Raw genomic sequence first — 21,296 nt, 5'->3', positions numbered from 1 at the left:
TAAGGAGGAAAATCTGTGTCAATTCAAAAAATTGATGGAAAACGTTTATCACAAATGATCATGCAAGGAGCGAATAATTTAACAAATAATGTTCAGCTTGTTGATGCATTAAACGTATTTCCAGTTCCAGATGGCGATACCGGTACAAACATGAACTTATCTATGACTTCAGGTGCGCGTGAAGTGAAAGCAAATCCTTCACAGCATGCTGGTAAAGTCGGCGTAAGTTTAGCCAAAGGATTATTAATGGGAGCTCGTGGTAACTCTGGAGTTATTTTATCTCAGTTGTTCCGTGGTTTCTCTAAATCCATTGAACAAAAAGAAGAATTAACAACAGTTGATTTTGCTGCAGCACTAGAAGCTGGAGTAGAGGCGGCTTATAAAGCGGTTATGAAACCGATTGAAGGAACGATTTTAACGGTTGCAAGAGAAACGGGTAAATATGCAGTAACAGTTGCGAAAAAACAGCGCGACTTTGTTTTGTTTATGGAAGACGTTGTGAAAGAAGCAAACGCATCGTTAAATCGTACGCCAGATTTATTACCTGTATTAAAACAAGTTGGCGTTGTAGATAGCGGTGGTAAAGGTCTTGTAGTGGTATACGAAGGATTTTTAGCTGACTTAAAAGGAGAAACGATTTCTTCTGATGCACCGACGCAACCATCTATGAATGAAATGGTACGCGCAGAACATCACCGTAGTGTACAAAGCCAATTGAGTACAGAAGATATTAAGTATGGATATTGTACGGAGTTCATGGTGAAATTAGAGGCTGAAAAGGTGAAAGAGCATAATTTCTCTGAACAAAAATTCCGTGAAGATATTAGTGTATATGGTGATTCTCTACTAGTTGTGTCTGATGATGAAATTGTAAAAGTTCATATCCATGCAGAACATCCTGGAGACGCTATGAACTACGGGCAAAAATACGGTAGTTTAATTAAGATTAAAGTAGAAAATATGCGTGAACAGCATACTGCTTTGTTAGATGAACCTACTATGGTTCCTGAGCAACCAGCTCAATCGAAGGAAAAACAACCATATGGTATCGTAACTGTAGCTATGGGTTCTGGTATTAAAACTTTATTTGAGAGCATCGGCGCAACGAAAGTTATCGAAGGTGGTCAAACGATGAATCCAAGTACGGAGGATATCGTGAAGGCAATTGAAGAAGCAAATGCTGAAAAAATCATTATTTTACCGAATAACGGAAATATTGTAATGGCAGCAGAACAAGCGGCATCAGTTGTAGATCAAGAAGTTATTGTTGTTCGTTCGAAAACAGTTCCTCAAGGTATGGCAGCGATGTTAGCATTTAACCCAGTTGGAACGTTAGAAGAGAATGAAGAAAACATGCAGGAAGCTTTATCTCATGTGAAAACAGGTCAAATTACGTATGCTGTACGTGATACGGAAATTGATGGTGTAGCAATTCAAAAAGATGATTTCATGTGTATTGCAGATGGGAAAATTGTATCTACAAATGCTGAAAAAGTAGGAGCTGCGAAGCAATTACTAGAAGCGCTTATTGATGAAGATTCTGAAATCGTAACGATTCTACAAGGGGAAGATGCAACTGACGAAGAAGTAGCGGAGTTAGTTGAATTTGTAGAAGAGAAATTTGAAGATGCAGAAGTAGAAGTACATGCTGGAAACCAACCAGTGTATTCTTTCATCTTCTCTGTAGAATAAGATAAGATTCGTTTTGGAAATAAATGGATTACTTACTTGCTAATGGATAAGAAGTAGTAATATGAAGTTTATTACTAGTTTTTATTCAAAAGGCTAGCATATTGAAGAGAGAAAAGAGCCTTGCTGCTAATAGTGAGGCTCTTTTTTTACTTGTTTTATATAAGGGATTTGAGTAGTTTCTCTTAGAATGCCTATGATAGAATATATAAGGTGAAAGAGAGCGATTACAGATGCTAATTGGTACTCAAATAAAATGCAATAAAGAAAATAATGTGACGGGGTGTGAGAATCTTGAATGATGTTGTACAAGTTCCTGTTACGGATGTAAAGGGGATCGGAGGAGAAACATCTGAGTTACTACATGAGATGGGTATTTATACAGTTTCTCATCTATTAGAACATTTTCCGTACCGTTATGAAGATTATGCGATGAAAGATCTTGCTGAAGTAAAGCATGATGAACGTGTAACGGTTGAAGGGAAGGTTCATAGTGCTCCTTTGCTGCAATATTATGGTAAGAAGAAATCGCGTTTAACAGTTCGTGTTCTCGTCGGTCGTTATTTAATTACGGCGGTATGTTTTAATAGGCCTTACTATAAGCAAAAATTAAAGTTAGATGAAACGATAACGATTACTGGTAAATGGGATCAACATCGTCAAACAATTGCTGTATCAGAACTTCATTTTGGACCGGTTGTACGTCAACAAGAAGTGGAACCTGTTTATTCAGTAAAGGGGAAACTTACAGTAAAACAGATGCGTCGTTTTATTGCTCAAGCGTTAAAGGAATATGGAGATTCTATAGTCGAAGTGTTACCGGATGGTTTGTTAGGGCGATATAAATTATTACCAAGATATGAAGCGCTCAGGGCATTGCATTTTCCGGTAGGACAGGAAGATTTGAAGCAAGCGCGTCGCCGTTTTGTATATGAAGAATTTTTCTTATTTCAGCTGAAAATGCAAACGCTCCGGAAAATGGAGAGGGAAAATTCAAAAGGGACGAAGAAAGAGATTCCGTCAGTAGAATTACAAGAATTTATCGATGCACTGCCGTTTCCATTAACGGGTGCGCAGCGCCGAGTTGTAGATGAAATTTTGAAAGATATGACATCTCCTTATCGGATGAACCGACTATTGCAAGGTGACGTTGGTTCTGGGAAAACAGTTGTTGCTGCGATTGGCCTTTATGCATCGAAATTAGCTCATTATCAAGGTGCTTTAATGGTTCCTACAGAAATTTTAGCTGAGCAACATTATCAGTCGCTTGCTGAAACGTTTTCGCATTTTGGTATGAAGGTGGAACTGTTAACAAGTTCTGTTAAAGGGGCGAGACGTCGAGAAATTTTAGCGAAGTTAGAACAAGGAGAAATAGATATTCTTGTTGGAACGCATGCCTTAATTCAAGATGAAGTTATATTTCATAGGTTGGGTCTCGTTATTACAGATGAACAGCATCGATTTGGTGTAGCGCAGCGCCGAGTTTTACGGGAGAAAGGTGAAAGTCCAGATGTATTATTTATGACAGCGACACCAATTCCGCGTACGCTTGCAATTACTGCATTTGGAGAGATGGATGTTTCGATAATCGATGAGATGCCAGCAGGTAGAAAGGTGATTGAAACATACTGGGCAAAACATGATATGTTAGATCGCGTTCTCGGTTTCGTTGAAAAGGAGATAAAAAAAGGAAGACAGGCATACGTTATTTGTCCTCTAATTGAAGAATCTGAGAAACTTGATGTGCAAAATGCTATCGACTTACATAGTATGCTGACGCATCATTACCAAGGGAAATGCCAAGTTGGATTGATGCATGGGAGATTATCGTCTCAGGAAAAAGAAGAGATAATGGGACAGTTTAGTGAAAATAAAGTACAAATTCTTGTATCGACAACAGTTGTTGAAGTAGGTGTGAACGTACCGAATGCGACTGTAATGGTTATTTATGATGCAGAACGTTTCGGTTTATCGCAGCTTCATCAGCTTAGAGGGCGTGTCGGCCGTGGGAGTGAACAATCATATTGTTTATTAATAGCAGACCCTAAATCAGAAACAGGGAAAGAAAGAATGCGCATAATGACTGAAACAAATGATGGATTTGTATTGTCAGAAAAAGATTTAGAATTACGAGGTCCTGGAGATTTCTTTGGGAGTAAGCAAAGTGGCTTACCAGAATTTAAGGTTGCTGACATGGTACATGATTATCGAGCGTTAGAAACAGCAAGGCAAGATGCGGCGATACTAGTAGATTCAGAAGCGTTTTGGCACAATGATCAGTACGCTGCCTTGCGTACGTATCTTGATGGCACAGGTGTGTTCCAAGGAGAGAAGCTCGATTAAAGGGAGTCAACAAAAGTTTTTGTTGCATTCTACTTTTAATGATTATATACTACTGTTAGTACCTAGTCATAAAAAATGGATGGTGCGGTATGAAGAAAAGAAGAAGTAAAAAAGAAAGACAAGAATTATTACAACAAACAATCGAATCAAATCCTTTTATTACGGATGAAGATTTAGCGGAAAAATTTCAAGTGAGTATACAAACGGTACGACTTGATCGTATGGAATTGTCTATTCCTGAATTAAGAGAGAGAATTAAACATGTAGCTACAAAGCAACATGAAGAAGATGTGAAATCTTTACCGTTAGAAGAGGTTGTCGGAGAAATTATTGATATTGAATTAGATAGACATGCAATCTCTATCTTTGAAGTAAAGGTAGAACATGTATTTAAAAGAAATCAAATTGCCCGTGGGCATCATCTGTTTGCGCAAGCAAACTCACTAGCTGTTGCGGTTATTGATGAAGAATTAGCTTTAACTGCAAAGTCTACCATTCGATACATTCGCCCTGTAAAATTAGGAGAGCGTGTTGTTGCAAAAGCGCGTGTTGAAGACGTAGAGAATGATAAGGGACGGACGGTTGTCAAAGTGCGTAGCTTCGTTGGAGAAGAACTTGTTTTTACAGGCACTTTTGAAATGTATCGATCTAGTAATTATAGTGAGGAAGGTAACAACTTATGAAAATCGCAATAGATGCAATGGGCGGAGATCACGCTCCAAAGGCTGTAGTATTAGGGGCAATGAAAGCTATTAAGGAATATTCTGATTTACATATTACGTTAGTAGGGAAAGAAGAGGAAATTCGTCAATACTTAACGAGTGATGAACGAATTACTATTCTTCATACAGACGAAAAAATAGAATCAACGGAGGAACCAGTAAGAGCGGTTCGTCGAAAAAAACAAGCTTCAATGGTGCTTGCGGCACAACAAGTAAAGGATGGAGAAGCAGACGCTTGTATATCCGCAGGTAGTACAGGAGCTTTAATGGCAGCTGGATTATTTGTAGTCGGTCGTATGGAAGGAATTGAGCGACCAGCTTTATCGCCTACAATGCCAACTGTAGATGGAAAAGGTTTTGTTATGTTAGATGTTGGAGCAAATGTTGATGCAAAACCAATTCATTTATATCAATATGCAGTAATGGGATCTGTTTATGCTGAGAAGGTAAGAGGAATTGAAAATCCTCGTGTTGGACTATTAAACGTTGGAACAGAGGATGGAAAAGGAAACGAGCTTTCAAAGCAAGTATTTGCAATGCTTAAGGATGCGCCAATTAATTTCGTTGGGAACGTTGAATCGAGAGATTTATTGCAAGGTGTAGCAGATGTTGTTGTATGTGATGGTTTTACAGGGAATGTAGCGTTGAAATCATTAGAAGGAACAGCACTTGCGCTATTCTCTATGTTGAAAGAACAACTAATGAGTTCGTTTACGAGCAAATTAGCAGCGGCGGTATTAAAGCCAAAACTTATGGTATTAAAAGATAAAATGGATTATTCGGAGTATGGGGGAGCTGCATTATTTGGATTGAAAGCACCTGTCATTAAGGCTCACGGTTCTTCTAATGACCAGTCGATATTTAGTGCGATTCGTCAAACGAGAGAAATGGTAGCGAAAGAAGTAATTCCTACGATTTCAAGCGTAATGGAGAAAGAGTCACTCCAATAAGAGGAGGATTTGAAATGGGAAAAATAGCATTTCTTTTTCCGGGCCAAGGTTCACAGGCAGTTGGAATGGGTAAACAATTAGCAGAGAATAATAAAGAGGTTGCAAAAGTGTTTGTAAAAGCAGATGAGGTGTTGGAAGATTCACTTTCAGAAGTGATTTTTGAAGGACCGCAGGAAAAGCTTACATTAACAACAAATGCGCAGCCTGCATTATTAACAACGAGCTTTGCTATTTTGACAGCTTTGAAAGAGTATGACATTACACCTGACTTTGTCGCTGGTCATAGTTTAGGTGAATATAGTGCTCTTGTAGCAGCTGGTGCATTAACTTTTGAAGATGCTGTATATGCTGTAAGGAAACGTGGCGAATATATGGAAGAAGCTGTTCCGGGCGGGGAAGGCGCAATGGCAGCTATATTAGGTGCTGACCCACATATGCTGAAACAAGTTACAGAAGAAGTAACAAGTGAAGGATATGCAGTGCAAATCGCTAATATGAATAGTACGAAGCAAATTGTGATTTCTGGAACGAAGCAAGGCGTAGAGGTTGCTTCTCAAAGAGCGAAAGAAAATGGTGCAAAGAGAGCGATTCCACTAAAAGTAAGTGGGCCATTCCATTCTTCACTTATGAAGCCGGCAGCTGAGAAGTTCCAAAGTGTTTTAAATGAAATTACAATTCATGACACGAATATTCCTGTTATTGCAAATGTTACGGCGGAAGTTATTACACGTGGTGCAGACATTCAAGAAAAGTTAATCGAACAGCTTTATTCGCCTGTATTATGGTACCCGTCTATTGAATATATGGTGAACCAGGGAGTAGATACATTTATTGAAGTTGGACCTGGAAAAGTACTTGCTGGACTTATGAAGTCAATTGATTCATCAGTAAAAGCATATGCGATATACGATGAAGAGACATTAAAAGATACCATTTCAAATTTGAGAGGAGAAAACTGATGTTAAAAGGGAAGGTAGCATTAGTAACTGGCGCTTCACGTGGAATTGGTCGCGCGATTGCGATCGATTTAGCGAAACAAGGGGCAAATGTAGTAGTAAATTATGCTGGTAATGAACAAAAAGCAAATGAAGTAGTAGATGAAATTAAAAAATTAGGTTCTGATGCAATTGCGGTAAGAGCAGATGTTGCAAATGCTGATGATGTTACAAATATGGTGAAACAAACAGTAGATACATTTGGACAAGTTGATATTCTTGTAAATAATGCTGGTGTAACGAAAGATAATTTATTAATGCGTATGAAAGAAGAAGAATGGGATACAGTTATTAATACAAACTTAAAAGGTGTATTCTTATGTACAAAAGCAGTATCTCGTTATATGATGCGTCAACGTCACGGTAGAATTATAAACATCGCTTCGGTTGTTGGTGTTATAGGAAACCCAGGACAAGCTAACTATGTTGCTGCTAAAGCGGGTGTTATTGGATTAACAAAAACATCTGCAAAAGAGTTAGCAAGTCGAAATATTACAGTGAATGCAATTGCGCCGGGCTTTATTGCGACTGATATGACGGATGTACTAGATGAGAATATTAAAGCCGAAATGTTAAAAGTTATTCCAGCTGCTCAATTTGGTGAAGCGAAAGATATCGCGAATGCTGTAACGTTTTTTGCTTCTGATCAAAGCAAATATGTTACAGGTCAAACGTTAAATGTTGATGGCGGTATGGTAATGTAATAAAAGAATCGATTTCACCTAGTTTTTTTGGTCAATATTTAATATAATATTTGAGGGGAGGTGAATGGAATGGCAGATGTTTTAGAGCGCGTAACAAAAATCATCGTTGATCGTTTAGGAGTAGAAGAGACTGAGGTAGTACCAGCTGCAAGCTTCAAGGAAGATTTAGGAGCAGACTCCCTAGATGTAGTAGAACTTGTAATGCAATTAGAAGATGAATTCGAAATGGAAATTTCTGATGAAGATGCTGAAAAGATTGCTACTGTTGGCGATGCTGTGACTTACATAGAGAGTCATCTATAATGCTTAAGTGAAGTCCCGTTTTTTAGCGGGGCTTTCTGGCTTATATCTGGAGGGACCTATGCCGTACCGAAAATATAGAGAAAAAAAATACGAAACAAAATATCGTGAAGCATTTAAAGTGTTTCAAGAAAAGATAGGTATTACGTTTACAGATGAAAAATTATTGATTCAAGCATTTACGCATTCATCGTATGTGAATGAGCATCGAAAAAAACCGCATGAAGATAATGAGCGTCTTGAATTTCTTGGAGATGCAGTATTGGAACTGACTGTATCGCAGTATCTGTTTCAAAAATATCCGACAATGAGCGAAGGAGAGTTAACAAAACTACGTGCAGCTATTGTATGTGAGCCATCTCTTGTTCGTTTTGCGAACGAATTGTCATTTGGTAGCCTTGTTTTATTAGGAAAAGGTGAAGAAATGACAGGTGGACGTGAACGACCAGCTTTATTAGCGGATGTCTTTGAAGCGTTTATTGGTGCCCTTTATCTTGATCAAGGGCTAGAAACAGTTTGGGAATTCTTAAAAGAAATTGTATATCCGAAAATTAATGAGGGTGCTTTTTCTCATGTGATGGATTATAAGAGTCAGTTGCAAGAATTGATTCAGCGTGATGGCAGTGGCAATGTTGAGTATCAAATTTTGCAAGAAAAAGGACCAGCTCACAATCGAGAATTTGTGTCACGTGTTACGTTAAATAACGTAGCTTTAGGTCTTGGTAGTGGTAAGTCGAAAAAAGAAGCAGAGCAACAAGCTGCTGCAGAAGCATTGAAAAAATTAAAAGAACAACTATAAGGAATCCCCCTTTGAATGAGGGGGATTCCTTGTGCATAGAATGAAACTTTCTTTTTGTTTATAATGAAAAAGAAGGTAAATCCGTATAATACTTGTTTTTGTATAGAGAACATTTATAACGACGGAGAATAGGAGGAAGGCCTTTCGTGTTTTTAAAAAGATTAGAAATAGCAGGGTTTAAGTCTTTTGCTGAGCGTGTATCTGTTGATTTTGTCCCAGGTGTAACTTCTGTAGTAGGACCTAATGGAAGCGGGAAAAGTAATATTACTGATGCAATTCGCTGGGTACTTGGTGAACAATCTGCAAAATCATTACGTGGTGCAAAGATGGAGGATATTATTTTTGCAGGCAGTGATACGAGGAGAGCGGTTAATGTTGCTGAAGTAACAATAACTTTAAATAATGAAGATCAACGTTTACCAATTGAATACAATGAGGTGTGTGTAACACGTCGTGTATCTCGTTCAGGTGATAGTGATTTTTATATTAATAAACAATCATGTAGATTGAAAGATATTATCGATTTATTTATGGACTCTGGTATGGGAAGAGAAGCTTTTTCAATTATTAGCCAGGGGAAAGTGGAAGAGATTTTAAGTAGTAAGTCAGAAGAGCGTCGAGGTGTATTTGAAGAAGCGGCAGGCGTACTAAAATACAAACTTCGCAAAAAGAAAGCTGAAGGGAAATTAGCAGAAACACAAGAAAACTTAAATCGTGTACAAGATATAATTCATGAATTAAGTAGTCAAGTAGAACCTTTAGAAAGACAAGCTTCTATTGCGAAAGATTATCTTGAGAATAAAGAAGAATTAGAGAAAGTAGAAGCTGCGCTTATTGTCCATGAAATTGAAGAATTGCACGAGAAATGGGAAGCGCTTCGAAATCAGTTTGGGCATAATAAAAACGAAGAAGCTAAAATGTCAACGAATTTACAAAAAAGTGAAGAAGAGCTTGAGGAATTACGAGGACAATTACAAGCGGTAGATGAGTCTGTAGACTCGTTGCAAGAAGTACTTCTTCTTTCTAGTAAAGAGCTAGAAAAACTTGAAGGGCAGCGCGAGTTGTTAAAAGAGAGAAAGCAAAATGCTACGACGCATTGTGCGCAACTTGAGCAGTTAATTGTTGAATTAACAGAGAAAGCTAAAAGTTACGATGGTGAGATTGAGTCAAGTACAGAAGCTTTAATGCAATTTGTGAATGAAGTAAAAGAGTTGGAGCAAAAATTGCATGATAATGAGCAACTGCTTGCTACTTTTGCTGACAATTTAGAGGAACAGATTGAGAATTTAAAAGGTGACTATATTGAGCTTTTAAATCAACAAGCTAGTCATCGTAATGAATTATCTATGATTGAAGAACAATCTAAACAGCAAACGTCTAAAAACGAGCGTCTAGATGAAGAGAATGCGAAATATGTAGAAATGCGTATGGAAATTACAGCGAAAAAGACGAAACTTGTAGAAAGTTACGAACAAGCGAAAGAAAAAGTAGCTGGCATTCTCTCAAACATACAGAAGACAGAGGCGGCGCTTGGGAAATGTAAGACGCAGTATAGTGAAAATGAAACAAAACTGTATCAAGCATATCAATTTGTGCAACAGGCACGTTCTCGAAAAGAAATGCTTGAAGAGATGCAAGAAGATTATTCTGGATTCTATCAAGGTGTACGTGAAGTATTGAAAGCTAGAGAAAATAGGTTGCAAGGTATCGAGGGTGCTGTTGCGGAACTGTTAACGGTACCGAAAGAATACGAAGTTGCAATGGAAATTGCTCTAGGTGCAGCGATGCAGCATATTGTTGTACAAACAGAGGAGCATGCTCGTAATGCGATAGCATTTTTAAAGCAAAATAAACATGGACGTGCAACGTTTTTACCGCAAGCTGTTATTAAAAGCAGGTCTTTATCATTTGAGCAATTACGCATTGCAAATCAACACCCATCGTTTGTAGGTGTGGCGGCAGAACTTGTGCAGTACAACAATAAATATGAAAATGTAGTTTCAAATTTATTAGGTACGGTTATTGTTGCGAAAGATTTACGCGGAGCAAATGAGTTGGCGAAACAACTGCAATACCGTTATCGCATTGTAACAATCGAAGGTGATGTAGTGAATCCTGGCGGTTCTATGACTGGTGGGGCGGTAAAGCAAGCGAAATCTTCTTTATTAGGACGCCAACGTGAACTGGAAGAGTGGACTCGCAAGTTAACTGATATGGAAGAAAAAACAATGAAGTTAGAAAACTTTGTTAAAGCAGTAAAACAAGAGATTCAAGAAAAAGAAGTGAAAATACGCGAACTAAGGCAAACTGTAGAAGTAGATCGTGTAGATGAGCAGAAATTAAGAGAAGAGATTAATCGTCTAGAATTAGAAGAACATCGTATTAATGATCGATTGTCTATTTATGATTTAGAGATTGAAGGGTTTTTACAAGATCGAGTAAAAATGCAAGGGCGTAAAGAGGAGTTAGAAGGGATTTTAACGAATCTTCAAGCTGATATCACTAAGTTAGATAGTAAAATTGTAGCTTTAACAAAACAAAAAAGTGAGCAACATTCTTCGAAAGAAAAAGTTCAAAAAGAAATGACGGAGTTAAAAGTGCTGGTAGCTGAAAAGCAACAACGCTTATTTAATCAAAAAGAAAAAGTTGAACGATTGACGAAGGAAAAAGAAGAAACGGATGCGACACTTGTAAAAACGAAAGAGGATTTAGCGTTCTTAAAACAAGAAATGACATCTAATTCAAGTGGTGAAGAGCAAATTACGAATATGATTGAGAAGAAAGCATATGATCGTAATCAAACTTCAGAATTAATTCGCTCTCGTCGTGAACAACGTGTATCGTTGCAAGAGAGGGTAGAACATTTAGAGCGCAATTTGAAAGAAACGACAGGTAAACATAAATATATTCTTGAAATGTTGAAAGATCAAGAAGTGAGAATAAATCGACTTGATGTAGAGTTGGAAAATAGATTACAACATTTACGTGAAACATATACGATTTCATTTGAAGCGGCAAAACTAAAATATACAATGACAATGCCTGCAGAAGATGCGCGTAAGAAAGTAAAATTAATCAAATTATCTATAGAAGAGTTAGGTACAGTGAACCTAGGGGCAATTGATGAATATGAACGTGTAGCGGAGCGTCATACATTCTTACTAGAGCAGAGAGACGACCTAGAAGAAGCGAAAGCGACATTGCACCAGCTTATTACCGAAATGGATGAAGAAATGAAAAAACGCTTTTCTACTACGTTTGAAGGTATTAGAATGGAGTTTCAATCGGTATTCTCTGAATTATTTGGAGGCGGTAGAGCGGATTTAGTAATGACTAATCCAGAGGATTTACTGAATACGGGTATTGATATTGTAGCACAACCGCCAGGGAAGAAACTGCAGAACTTAGGTTTACTTTCAGGTGGAGAGCGTGCTTTAACAGCAATTGCGCTTTTATTTGGTATTTTAAAAGTACGCCCAGTACCATTCTGTGTACTAGATGAGGTAGAGGCAGCCCTTGATGAGGCGAATGTAGCTCGTTTTGCACAGTATTTAAAGAAATTCAGTAATGAGACGCAGTTTATTGTAATTACACATAGAAAAGGTACAATGGAAGAGTCTGATGTGTTGTACGGTGTAACAATGCAAGAATCAGGGGTATCTAAACTTGTTTCGGTTCGTTTAGACGCCGGAGAAGAACTTATTGCAAGTGAATAGGAAGGATGGGAAAGTATGAGTTTTTTTAAAAAACTAAAAGAAAAAATTTCAAAACAAACGGATACAGTTACAGAGAAATTTAAACAAGGATTAGAAAAAACGAGAAATTCATTTGCGGATAAAGTGAATGATTTAGTGTATCGTTACCGTAAAGTGGACGAAGATTTTTTCGAAGAGTTAGAAGAGATCTTAATCGGTGCAGACGTTGGCGTTGCGACGGTAATGGAATTAATTGACCAATTGAAAGAAGAAGTACAACGTCGTAACATTCAAGATCCAAAAGAAGTACAAGCTGTTATTTCAGAAAAACTAGTAGGAATTTACAAAGGCGACAGCGATTTTAGTAACGAAATTAATATGCAAGAGGACCAATTAACGGTTGTTTTATTTGTTGGTGTTAATGGTGTAGGAAAAACGACGACAATTGGTAAACTGGCGCATAAGTTTAAATCAGAAGGTAAGTCAGTCCTATTAGCGGCAGGAGACACATTCCGTGCTGGAGCGATTGAACAATTAGAAGTATGGGGCGATCGCGTTGGTGTAGAAGTGATTAAACAAGGATCTGGATCTGATCCAGCGGCGGTTATGTATGACGCTGTACAAGCTGCGAAAGCACGTAAGGTAGATGTATTACTATGTGACACAGCAGGACGCTTGCAAAATAAAGTAAATTTAATGAAAGAATTAGAGAAGGTGAAGCGTGTAATTGAGCGTGAAGTACCAGGTGCTCCTCATGAAGTATTACTTGTTATTGATGCAACAACAGGACAAAACGGTTTAAGCCAAGCGAAAACATTCCGTGAAGCAACGAATGTAACTGGTATTGTTTTAACGAAGTTAGATGGAACTGCTAAAGGTGGTATTGTATTAGCGATTCGTAACGAAATGGATGTACCAGTAAAGTTTGTTGGATTAGGAGAGCAAATGGATGACTTGCAACAGTTTGATCCAGAACAATATGTGTATGGTTTATTTGCGAACTTAGTAGAAACAGAAGAAGTATAAGTGAAAGGAGCGGTATTTCCGCTTCTTTTTCTATAAAAAACATATGATGTTAAGAAAAAAACTTGACACTCTTTTGGACTACATGTAAACTAATTCATGTAAAGGGAAATCACTTAACAAAGGATGATCCAACATGCTCGAAAAAACAACGAGAATGAACTATTTATTTGATTTTTATCAATCGTTGTTAACGCAAAAACAAAGAAGTTATATGTCGCTTTATTATCTAGATGATTTATCTCTTGGTGAAATTGCGGAAGAATTTGATGTAAGTCGCCAAGCCGTGTATGATAACATTAAACGGACTGAAGCGATGCTTGAAGAATATGAAGAAAAATTAGTATTACTTCAAAAGTTTCAAGAGCGACAGCGACTTGTTGCAAAGCTAAAACAGCTAATCAGCGAAGAAGAGCATGTGAATGAAGAAATGAAACAAGTTGTTGAAGCTATCGAAAAATTAGATTAGGAGGGCGGCAATATGGCATTTGAAGGATTAGCCGACCGACTTCAACAGACAATGCAAAAAATCCGCGGCAAAGGAAAAGTTTCTGAAGCCGATGTGAAAGAAATGATGAGAGAAGTTCGTCTAGCTCTTTTAGAAGCAGATGTTAACTTTAAAGTAGTAAAAGATTTTGTGAAGCGTGTGTCTGAACGTGCTGTCGGACAAGATGTAATGAAAAGTTTGACACCTGGACAACAAGTAATTAAAGTTGTACAGGAAGAACTTACAGAACTTATGGGCGGAGAGCAAAGCAAAATTGCTGTTGCTAATAAGCCACCGACTGTTATTATGATGGTTGGTCTGCAAGGTGCGGGTAAAACAACGACGACAGGTAAGCTTGCGAATTTGCTTCGTAAAAAGCATAACCGTAAACCGATGCTTGTTGCAGCGGATATTTACCGTCCAGCAGCGATTAAACAGCTTGAAACATTAGGGAAGCAATTGGACATGCCTGTATTCTCTTTAGGAGATCAAGTAAGTCCTGTTGAAATTGCGAAACAAGCGATTGCAAAAGCAAAAGAAGATCATCACGATTATGTTTTAATCGATACAGCGGGTCGCCTGCATATTGATGAAGAACTAATGGATGAATTAGCGAAAGTTAAAGAAGTTGCGAAACCGGATGAAATTTTCCTTGTTGTCGATGCGATGACGGGACAAGACGCGGTAAATGTTGCGCAAAGTTTCCATGAACAGTTAGGTTTAACAGGTGTTGTATTAACGAAATTAGATGGTGATACGCGCGGTGGTGCTGCATTATCTATTAAGGCTGTAACAAACACGCCGATTAAATTTGCTGGTATGGGTGAAAAACTAGATGCAATTGAAGCGTTCCATCCAGAGCGTATGGCATCCCGTATTTTAGGGATGGGCGATGTCTTAACATTGATTGAAAAAGCGCAAGCTACAGTTGATGAAGAGAAAGCGAAAGAACTTGAGCAAAAAATGCGTACGCTTTCGTTTACGCTTGACGATTTCCTAGAACAACTTGGACAAGTGCGTCAACTTGGGCCGCTTGATGAATTGTTAGGAATGCTTCCTGGTGCAAATAAAATTAAAGGGCTGAAAAATGCACAAGTTGATGAAAAACAAATTGGGCATATTGAGGCAATTATTCGTTCTATGACTAAATTAGAACGAGAACAACCGGAAATAATCAATGCTAGTCGCAAAAAGCGCATTGCCAAAGGTAGCGGTACAACTGTACAAGAAATCAATCGTCTAATTAAACAATTCGATGACATGAAAAAAATGATGAAGACGATGACGGGAATGCAAAAAGGTAAGAAAAAAGGACTAGGTGGATTGAAGTTTCCATTCATGTAAGGAAAAAAAGATGGCTCTGTTAAGAAAAAATACTTTACAAAGCAATAGTCTTTTTGCTAATATAATTATCTGTGTGAAATAAATTCGGAGGTGCTTTATAAATGGCAGTTAAAATTCGTTTAAAACGTATGGGAGCTAAAAAAACTCCTTTCTATCGTGTAGTTGTTGCAGATTCTCGTTCTCCTCGTGACGGACGTTTCATTGAGGAAATCGGAACTTACAATCCAGTTGCTCAACCAGCTGAAGTTAAGATCAACGAAGAAGCAGCATTAAAATGGTTAGGAAATGGTGCTAAACCATCTGATACAGTTCGTAACTTATTCTCTAACCAAGGTATCATGGAGAAATTCCACTTATCTAAACAAGGTAAGTAATTGAGGCAATGACTATGAAGAAGTTAGTCGAGACGATTGTCAAGCCTCTTGTCGATTATCCTGAAGATGTAAAAGTTACACAGGAACTTTGCAACGGAGAGATAAAGTATCGATTAACTGTACATCCTGAGGATGTTGGAAAAGTCATTGGAAAGCAAGGGAGAGTTGCGAAAGCGATTCGAATGCTCTTGTATTCAGTGGGACATCATAATGATGAAAAAGTAACACTGGAAATTCAATAAACGTAAAAAAGGGCGAGGAGTTATTCCTCTCCCTTTTTTAACATTTAAATAGAGAGTGCATGTTCCATCTGTGAAATGGAGATGCTTAATTTATATAGAAACCAGGGGTGACATACTATTTATGACAAAATGGTTTAACGTAGGGAAAATTGTAAATACTCATGGCGTAAGAGGAGAAATCCGTGTTATTTCTCGTACTGATTTTCCAGAAGAGCGATATAAAGTAGGAAACACGTTATACATATCGAATGAGAAAGGCACAGACTACCTTCCGGTAAAGGTAACTTCTCATCGCCAACATAAGACATTCGATTTATTAACATTTGAAGGATATAACAATGTAGATGAAGTAGAGAAGTTTAAAGGTTCTTTAATAAAAGTACCAGAAGAGCAGTTAGGTGAACTTGCTGAAGGTGAATACTACTATCATGAAATTATTGGTTGCAGTGTTGTAACGGAAGAAGGAGAAGCGCTAGGGACAATCAAAGAGATTCTATCTCCTGGTGCAAATGATGTTTGGGTAATTAAACGCCCGAAGGGTCAAGATCTCTTAATTCCTTATATCGATGACGTTGTACTTCAAGTTAATATTGAAAATAAATTAGTAACCATTCATGTAATGGAAGGGCTGCTATAATGAAAATTGATATTTTAACGTTGTTCCCAGACATGTTTACCGGTGTATTTGGATCTTCTATATTAAAGAAGGCACAAGAAAAAGAAGCGGTAAACCTTCGTGTTGTTAACTTTCGTGATTATACAACAAGTAAGCATAATAGTGTAGACGATTATCCTTACGGCGGAGGAGCTGGTATGGTGCTTACTCCTCAGCCTATTTTTGATGCTGTAGAAGATTTGACGAAAGAGACAGAGCGTAAGCCTAGAGTTGTCTTAATGTGTCCGCAGGGCGAAAGATTTACGCAGAAGAAAGCGGAAGAGCTTGCAGGGGAAGAACATTTGATCTTCGTATGTGGGCATTATGAAGGGTATGACGAACGAATTCGTGAGCATCTCGTAACGGATGAGATTTCTATTGGTGACTATGTATTAACGGGCGGAGAATTAGCCTCTATGGTTATTACTGATAGTGTTGTACGTCTCTTGCCAGGTGTGCTAGGAAATCATGCTTCACAAGTAGAGGATTCGTTTAGTACAGGTTTATTAGAGCATCCTCATTATACACGTCCGGCTGATTTTCGTGGTATGAAGGTACCGGATGTATTAATGTCAGGGAATCATAAAAACATTGATGAATGGCGACATAAGGAATCTTTGCGTCGAACGTATACGCGTAGACCTGATTTGTTAGATGAGAGAGAGTTATCTAAACAAGAGAAAAAATGGCTTGAGGAAATAAAGCGAGAGCAGTAATAACTTCATATATTTGCTATTGCAACAGGCCTAGTAATATGCTATTATAACATTTGTGCTACTGAAATCAGTAGCCGTATTAACGATGTTCCGCTGTAATTTATTAAGACTTTATAAGAGCATCTGTTTAAAGGAGAGAATTTAATATGCAACAATTAATCGCAGAAATTACAAAAGGCCAATTAAAAACTGACCTTCCTTCATTCCGTCCTGGTGACACTTTACGTGTACACGTAAAAGTTGTTGAGGGAACTCGTGAAAGAATTCAGCTTTTCGAAGGTGTTGTAATTAAACGTCGTGGTGGCGGAATCAGTGAAACATTCACAGTTCGTAAGATTTCTTACGGTGTAGGTGTTGAGCGTACATTCCCAGTTCACACGCCAAGAATCGCGAAAATCGAAGTACTTCGCCGTGGTAAAGTACGTCGTGCTAAGTTATACTACTTACGTAACCTTCGCGGTAAAAAAGCACGTATTAAAGAAATTCGATAAGACATGTATGGGAGCTTGTAAATGCACAAGCTCCCTTTTTCCAATCTATATGAAATTTTGGTATAATACGAGCAGTTTACATAACCGTGGAGGGGAAATGCATGAAAAAAGAGAAGAGTTCACTTTGGGAATGGATTAAAGCAATTTTGATTGCTGTTGTATTAGCTGGTGTTATTAGACAGTTTTTCTTTGCGCCAATTCTCGTAGACGGGGTATCGATGGCACCTACTTTACATGATCGTGATCGAATGATTGTGAATAAAATTGGTTATCACATTGGAGATCCAAAACGCTTTGATATTATCGTATTTCGAGCAACAGAAGATAAAGATTACATTAAGCGCATTATAGGCCTGCCAGGCGATGAAATAGAGTATCGTAATGATAAACTGTATGTTAACGGAAAGGCTTATGAGGAGCCGTATTTAGACAAGCAGAAAAAGCAAATTGCTGACGGACCGCTTACATATGATTTTAATCTTGAAGAAATGACAGGCAAGAAAACCGTTCCAAAAGATCAATTATTTGTTTTAGGTGATAATCGTCGTTTTAGTAAAGATAGCCGTTCAATCGGTACGATTTCAATGGATCAAGTAATTGGTAAAGCTAATATGTTATATTGGCCGTTAGAAGACGCACGTATTGTGAAATAAATGAAAAAGAAGGTGGCAACATGGTAATTCAATGGTTTCCAGGGCATATGGCGAAGGCTAGACGCCAAGTAACGGAGAAATTAAAATTAATTGATGTTGTAATTGAACTTGTAGATGCTCGATTACCATTATCATCTCGAAACCCAATGATTGATGAAATCATTACACATAAGCCAAGGCTTGTTGTTTTAAATAAAGCGGATATGGCGGATGATCGTTTAACAAAACAATGGATCACATATTTTAAAGAAAAAGGCCATATGGCAATTTCGATTAACGCGCAAGCTGGACAAGGTATGAAGGAAATTGCAGCAGCTTGTAAAGTGCTTGTTAAAGAAAAATTTGATAAAATGGTTGCAAAAGGTATTAGACCGAGAGCGATTCGTGCATTAATTGTAGGTATACCAAATGTTGGTAAATCTACATTGATTAATAAATTGGCAAAGAAAAATATTGCTAAAACAGGAGATCGTCCAGGTGTGACAACAGCTCAACAATGGATTAAAGTTGGGAAGGAAATGGAATTGTTAGATACACCAGGTATTCTGTGGCCTAAATTTGAAGATCAATTAGTGGGTCTTCGTTTAGCGACAACGGGTGCAATTAAAGATTCAATTTTAAATTTACAAGATGTAGCTGTTTACGCATTACGTTTTATGGAGAAACATTATCCAGAACGCTTGAAAGAACGCTATAATTTAAATGAGATTCCAGAAGATATTGTGGAATTATTCGATGCAATTGGAAAAAATAGAGGCTGCTTAATGGGCGGCGGAATGATTGATTATGATAAGACATCTGAGCTTGTGCTTCGTGAGCTTCGTGGTGGCAAACTTGGAAAAATGACGTTTGAAACACCGGAAGAGTTTGGAGAGCAAGTGGAAGATGTGGAAAAAATAGAAGAAGTATAAGACGTGCGTTTGTGCGTCTTTTCTTTTTGGATATGTTTAAAAAGGAGCTTGTATAAATGCAAACTATGACGATAAAAGAAGCGGAAAATGTATTGAAAGAAATTATGAATGAAGAAGATGATCGCTTTCAACTGTTAATGAAAGATGATCGAAAAGGTGTTCAAAAGCTCGTTTTGAAGTGGTATAAACAAAAAGAGTTAGAACAGAAAGAAAAAGAGAAGTTTTTTGAAATGTCCAAGTATGAAAATGCTTTGCGTGAAAAAGGGGTCACATATATCGCGGGTATTGATGAAGTAGGGCGCGGGCCATTGGCTGGGCCTGTTGTGACGGCAGCTGTCGTTCTTCCTGAGGATTTTTATATTCCAGGGTTAAATGACTCGAAAAAGTTGAGTGAAGCGAAACGTGAGCGTTTTTATGATGAAATAAAAGTACAAGCAATTGCAATTGGAGTAGGAATTGTATCACCGCAAGTTATTGATGACATTAATATTTACCAAGCAACGAAACAAGCGATGTTAGATGCAGTTGCAAATTTATCTTGTACACCTCAACATTTATTAATTGATGCGATGAAGCTTCCTACACCAATTCCGCAAACATCAATTATTAAAGGTGATGCGAAAAGTGTTTCGATTTCAGCAGCATCCATTATAGCAAAAGTAACGAGAGATCGTATGATGAAAGAACTGGGAGAGAAGTATCCTGAATATGGATTTGAGCAACATATGGGATATGGCACAAAGCAACATTTAGAGGCAATTGAAGTGCATGGAGTACTAGATGAACACCGCAAGTCATTCGCACCAATTAAAGATATGATTCAAAAATAAGCTGTAAATATACAGCTTATTTTTTTATTTTGGCATATAAACATTACTATTTTCGAAAAAGAATAAAGCGATTTCAGTTTTCTGACACTTTATTGTAGACAGCGTGCCAATCATCTTATACAATGGCAATGTAATGTTTTTTAAACATTAAAAAACTTTTCGAGTAAAACAGGAAAACAGGGGAGGATGGGACCATGAATATCCATGAGTACCAAGGTAAGGCAGTCCTTAGAAGCTATGGGGTTAGCGTTCCGAACGGGAAGGTTGCATTTACAGTAGAAGAAGCTGTAGAAGCAGCGAAAGAATTAGGAACAGATGTATGTGTAGTGAAAGCACAAATTCACGCTGGTGGACGCGGCAAAGCTGGCGGAGTAAAAGTTGCGAAAAATTTAGATGAAGTTCGTACATATGCAGAAAGCATTTTAGGAACTACACTTGTGACACATCAAACAGGTCCTGAAGGTAAGGAAGTAAAACGCTTACTTATCGAAGAAGGTTGCGATATTAAAAAAGAATATTATGTAGGTCTAGTTTTAGATCGTGCAACTTCTCAAGTTGTTTTAATGGCGTCTGAAGAAGGCGGAACAGAAATTGAAGAAGTAGCAGAAAAAACACCTGAAAAAATCTTTAAAGAATATATTGATCCAGCAGTAGGCTTGCAAGGTTTCCAAGCGCGCCGAATTGCATTTAACATCAATATTCCAAAAGAGCTTGTAGGACAAGCTGTGAAGTTTATGATGGGCTTATATCGTGCGTTTATCGAAAAAGATTGCTCTATCGCTGAGATTAACCCACTTGTTACAACAGGCGAAGGTAAGGTTATGGCATTAGATGCAAAATTAAACTTTGATTCTAATGCGTTATATCGCCATAAAGACATTTTAGAGCTTCGTGATCTTGATGAAGAGGATTCAAAAGAAATTGAAGCTTCAAAATACGACTTAAACTACATTCCTTTAGATGGAAATATCGGTTGTATGGTTAATGGTGCAGGTTTAGCGATGGCTACAATGGATATCATTAAACATTACCACGGTGACCCAGCTAACTTCTTAGATGTTGGTGGCGGTGCAACTGCAGAAAAAGTTACAGAAGCATTCAAAATTATCCTTTCTGACAAAAATGTAAAAGGTATCTTCGTTAACATTTTTGGTGGCATTATGAAGTGTGATGTTATTGCAGAAGGTGTTATTGAAGCAACGAAACAAGTAGGTCTTGAGTTACCTTTAGTTGTACGTCTTGAAGGCACAAACGTAGAACTAGGTAAGAAAATTTTAAATGAGTCTGGCTTAAATATTGTTGCAGCAGAATCTATGGCAGACGGTGCACAAAAAATTGTTTCACTAGTGGGCTAATAGAAAGCGGGGGAGAAA

At 37.8% G+C, this 21,296-nt stretch carries 21 protein-coding genes; all 21 read left to right on the top strand.

What is annotated here, in order from left to right:
• Positions 1-15: 15 nt before the first annotated feature.
• The 21 genes from ACTFSL_RS11830 to sucC all read left to right on the top strand — a co-directional run bounded on the left by ACTFSL_RS11830 (position 16) and on the right by sucC (position 21,278).
• Positions 16-1,692 carry a DAK2 domain-containing protein gene (locus ACTFSL_RS11830; protein ID WP_000027129.1) on the top strand — a complete coding sequence of 559 codons (1,677 nt, stop codon included), beginning with the start codon at positions 16-18 and terminating at the stop codon, positions 1,690-1,692.
• Positions 1,693-1,983: 291 nt separating this feature from the next.
• The gene (gene recG / locus ACTFSL_RS11825) at positions 1,984-4,032 is read left to right on the top strand and encodes an ATP-dependent DNA helicase RecG (RefSeq protein ID WP_006928337.1); all 2,049 of its coding nucleotides are present in this window, start codon (positions 1,984-1,986) and stop codon (positions 4,030-4,032) included.
• Positions 4,033-4,121: 89 nt separating this feature from the next.
• On the top strand, positions 4,122-4,715 hold the full coding sequence (fapR, locus tag ACTFSL_RS11820; RefSeq protein ID WP_000747349.1) for a transcription factor FapR: 594 nt from the start codon (positions 4,122-4,124) through the stop codon (positions 4,713-4,715).
• Entirely contained in the window at positions 4,712-5,704 is a 993-nt protein-coding gene (gene plsX, locus ACTFSL_RS11815; protein ID WP_000684100.1) for a phosphate acyltransferase PlsX, read from the top strand. The genes fapR and plsX overlap by 4 nt, the downstream gene beginning before the upstream one ends.
• Positions 5,705-5,718: 14 nt before the next feature.
• Positions 5,719-6,663, top strand: a complete 945-nt coding sequence (gene fabD, locus ACTFSL_RS11810) for an ACP S-malonyltransferase (RefSeq protein ID WP_440041784.1) — start codon at positions 5,719-5,721, stop codon at positions 6,661-6,663.
• The gene (fabG, locus tag ACTFSL_RS11805) at positions 6,663-7,403 is read left to right on the top strand and encodes a 3-oxoacyl-[acyl-carrier-protein] reductase (RefSeq protein ID WP_000911773.1); all 741 of its coding nucleotides are present in this window, start codon (positions 6,663-6,665) and stop codon (positions 7,401-7,403) included. The genes fabD and fabG overlap by 1 nt, the downstream gene beginning before the upstream one ends.
• Positions 7,404-7,472: 69 nt before the next feature.
• Complete coding sequence (acpP, locus tag ACTFSL_RS11800) at positions 7,473-7,706, top strand: acyl carrier protein (protein ID WP_000786062.1); 234 nt, start codon at positions 7,473-7,475, stop codon at positions 7,704-7,706.
• Positions 7,707-7,764: 58 nt separating this feature from the next.
• Positions 7,765-8,502: a ribonuclease III gene (gene rncS / locus ACTFSL_RS11795; protein WP_001146875.1), complete on the top strand. Its 738-nt coding sequence runs from the start codon at positions 7,765-7,767 to the stop codon at positions 8,500-8,502.
• A 146-nt stretch (positions 8,503-8,648) separates the two neighbouring features.
• Positions 8,649-12,218 carry a chromosome segregation protein SMC gene (smc, locus tag ACTFSL_RS11790; RefSeq protein WP_000478973.1) on the top strand — a complete coding sequence of 1,190 codons (3,570 nt, stop codon included), beginning with the start codon at positions 8,649-8,651 and terminating at the stop codon, positions 12,216-12,218.
• A 15-nt stretch (positions 12,219-12,233) separates the two neighbouring features.
• Positions 12,234-13,223, top strand: a complete 990-nt coding sequence (ftsY, locus tag ACTFSL_RS11785; RefSeq protein WP_000007655.1) for a signal recognition particle-docking protein FtsY — start codon at positions 12,234-12,236, stop codon at positions 13,221-13,223.
• Positions 13,224-13,356: 133 nt separating this feature from the next.
• On the top strand, positions 13,357-13,689 hold the full coding sequence (locus ACTFSL_RS11780; protein ID WP_000891062.1) for a putative DNA-binding protein: 333 nt from the start codon (positions 13,357-13,359) through the stop codon (positions 13,687-13,689).
• A 12-nt stretch (positions 13,690-13,701) separates the two neighbouring features.
• Complete coding sequence (gene ffh / locus ACTFSL_RS11775; protein ID WP_000863460.1) at positions 13,702-15,051, top strand: signal recognition particle protein; 1,350 nt, start codon at positions 13,702-13,704, stop codon at positions 15,049-15,051.
• Between the two features lie 101 nt (positions 15,052-15,152).
• Entirely contained in the window at positions 15,153-15,425 is a 273-nt protein-coding gene (gene rpsP / locus ACTFSL_RS11770; RefSeq protein WP_000268750.1) for a 30S ribosomal protein S16, read from the top strand.
• 14 nt (positions 15,426-15,439) lie between these two features.
• Positions 15,440-15,667, top strand: a complete 228-nt coding sequence (locus tag ACTFSL_RS11765; RefSeq protein WP_000737401.1) for a KH domain-containing protein — start codon at positions 15,440-15,442, stop codon at positions 15,665-15,667.
• 121 nt (positions 15,668-15,788) lie between these two features.
• Entirely contained in the window at positions 15,789-16,304 is a 516-nt protein-coding gene (gene rimM, locus ACTFSL_RS11760; protein WP_000170278.1) for a ribosome maturation factor RimM, read from the top strand.
• Positions 16,304-17,038, top strand: a complete 735-nt coding sequence (trmD, locus tag ACTFSL_RS11755; protein ID WP_000686903.1) for a tRNA (guanosine(37)-N1)-methyltransferase TrmD — start codon at positions 16,304-16,306, stop codon at positions 17,036-17,038. Before rimM ends, trmD begins: the two co-directional genes overlap by 1 nt.
• Before the next feature lie 146 nt (positions 17,039-17,184).
• Positions 17,185-17,529 carry a 50S ribosomal protein L19 gene (rplS, locus tag ACTFSL_RS11750; RefSeq protein WP_001186516.1) on the top strand — a complete coding sequence of 115 codons (345 nt, stop codon included), beginning with the start codon at positions 17,185-17,187 and terminating at the stop codon, positions 17,527-17,529.
• Positions 17,530-17,630: 101 nt separating this feature from the next.
• Entirely contained in the window at positions 17,631-18,182 is a 552-nt protein-coding gene (lepB, locus tag ACTFSL_RS11745; protein ID WP_000711853.1) for a signal peptidase I, read from the top strand.
• A 20-nt stretch (positions 18,183-18,202) separates the two neighbouring features.
• Positions 18,203-19,093, top strand: coding sequence for a ribosome biogenesis GTPase YlqF (gene ylqF, locus ACTFSL_RS11740; RefSeq protein ID WP_440041782.1), 891 nt, complete (start codon positions 18,203-18,205; stop codon positions 19,091-19,093).
• 56 nt (positions 19,094-19,149) lie between these two features.
• Positions 19,150-19,923 carry a ribonuclease HII gene (locus ACTFSL_RS11735; RefSeq protein ID WP_001194265.1) on the top strand — a complete coding sequence of 258 codons (774 nt, stop codon included), beginning with the start codon at positions 19,150-19,152 and terminating at the stop codon, positions 19,921-19,923.
• A 194-nt stretch (positions 19,924-20,117) separates the two neighbouring features.
• Positions 20,118-21,278 carry an ADP-forming succinate--CoA ligase subunit beta gene (gene sucC, locus ACTFSL_RS11730; protein WP_001020791.1) on the top strand — a complete coding sequence of 387 codons (1,161 nt, stop codon included), beginning with the start codon at positions 20,118-20,120 and terminating at the stop codon, positions 21,276-21,278.
• Positions 21,279-21,296: the final 18 nt, after the last annotated feature.

The organism is Bacillus cereus group sp. MYBK108-1, assembly GCF_051917185.1.
GTDB lineage: Bacteria > Bacillota > Bacilli > Bacillales > Bacillaceae_G > Bacillus_A > Bacillus_A cereus.
This window is presented reverse-complemented; position numbering and strand designations above follow the sequence as displayed.

Coding starts and splice junctions, on each gene's coding strand:
- fabG (WP_000911773.1), top strand. CDS start 6,663: ATGTTAAAAGGGAAGGTAGCATTAGTAACTGGCGCTTCACGTGGAATT.
- ylqF (WP_440041782.1), top strand. CDS start 18,203: ATGGTAATTCAATGGTTTCCAGGGCATATGGCGAAGGCTAGACGCCAA.
- rpsP (WP_000268750.1), top strand. CDS start 15,153: ATGGCAGTTAAAATTCGTTTAAAACGTATGGGAGCTAAAAAAACTCCT.
- rplS (WP_001186516.1), top strand. CDS start 17,185: ATGCAACAATTAATCGCAGAAATTACAAAAGGCCAATTAAAAACTGAC.
- ffh (WP_000863460.1), top strand. CDS start 13,702: ATGGCATTTGAAGGATTAGCCGACCGACTTCAACAGACAATGCAAAAA.
- rncS (WP_001146875.1), top strand. CDS start 7,765: ATGCCGTACCGAAAATATAGAGAAAAAAAATACGAAACAAAATATCGT.
- ACTFSL_RS11765 (WP_000737401.1), top strand. CDS start 15,440: ATGAAGAAGTTAGTCGAGACGATTGTCAAGCCTCTTGTCGATTATCCT.
- sucC (WP_001020791.1), top strand. CDS start 20,118: ATGAATATCCATGAGTACCAAGGTAAGGCAGTCCTTAGAAGCTATGGG.
- trmD (WP_000686903.1), top strand. CDS start 16,304: ATGAAAATTGATATTTTAACGTTGTTCCCAGACATGTTTACCGGTGTA.
- lepB (WP_000711853.1), top strand. CDS start 17,631: ATGAAAAAAGAGAAGAGTTCACTTTGGGAATGGATTAAAGCAATTTTG.
- fapR (WP_000747349.1), top strand. CDS start 4,122: ATGAAGAAAAGAAGAAGTAAAAAAGAAAGACAAGAATTATTACAACAA.
- ACTFSL_RS11780 (WP_000891062.1), top strand. CDS start 13,357: ATGCTCGAAAAAACAACGAGAATGAACTATTTATTTGATTTTTATCAA.
- acpP (WP_000786062.1), top strand. CDS start 7,473: ATGGCAGATGTTTTAGAGCGCGTAACAAAAATCATCGTTGATCGTTTA.
- fabD (WP_440041784.1), top strand. CDS start 5,719: ATGGGAAAAATAGCATTTCTTTTTCCGGGCCAAGGTTCACAGGCAGTT.
- plsX (WP_000684100.1), top strand. CDS start 4,712: ATGAAAATCGCAATAGATGCAATGGGCGGAGATCACGCTCCAAAGGCT.
- ACTFSL_RS11735 (WP_001194265.1), top strand. CDS start 19,150: ATGCAAACTATGACGATAAAAGAAGCGGAAAATGTATTGAAAGAAATT.
- ftsY (WP_000007655.1), top strand. CDS start 12,234: ATGAGTTTTTTTAAAAAACTAAAAGAAAAAATTTCAAAACAAACGGAT.
- rimM (WP_000170278.1), top strand. CDS start 15,789: ATGACAAAATGGTTTAACGTAGGGAAAATTGTAAATACTCATGGCGTA.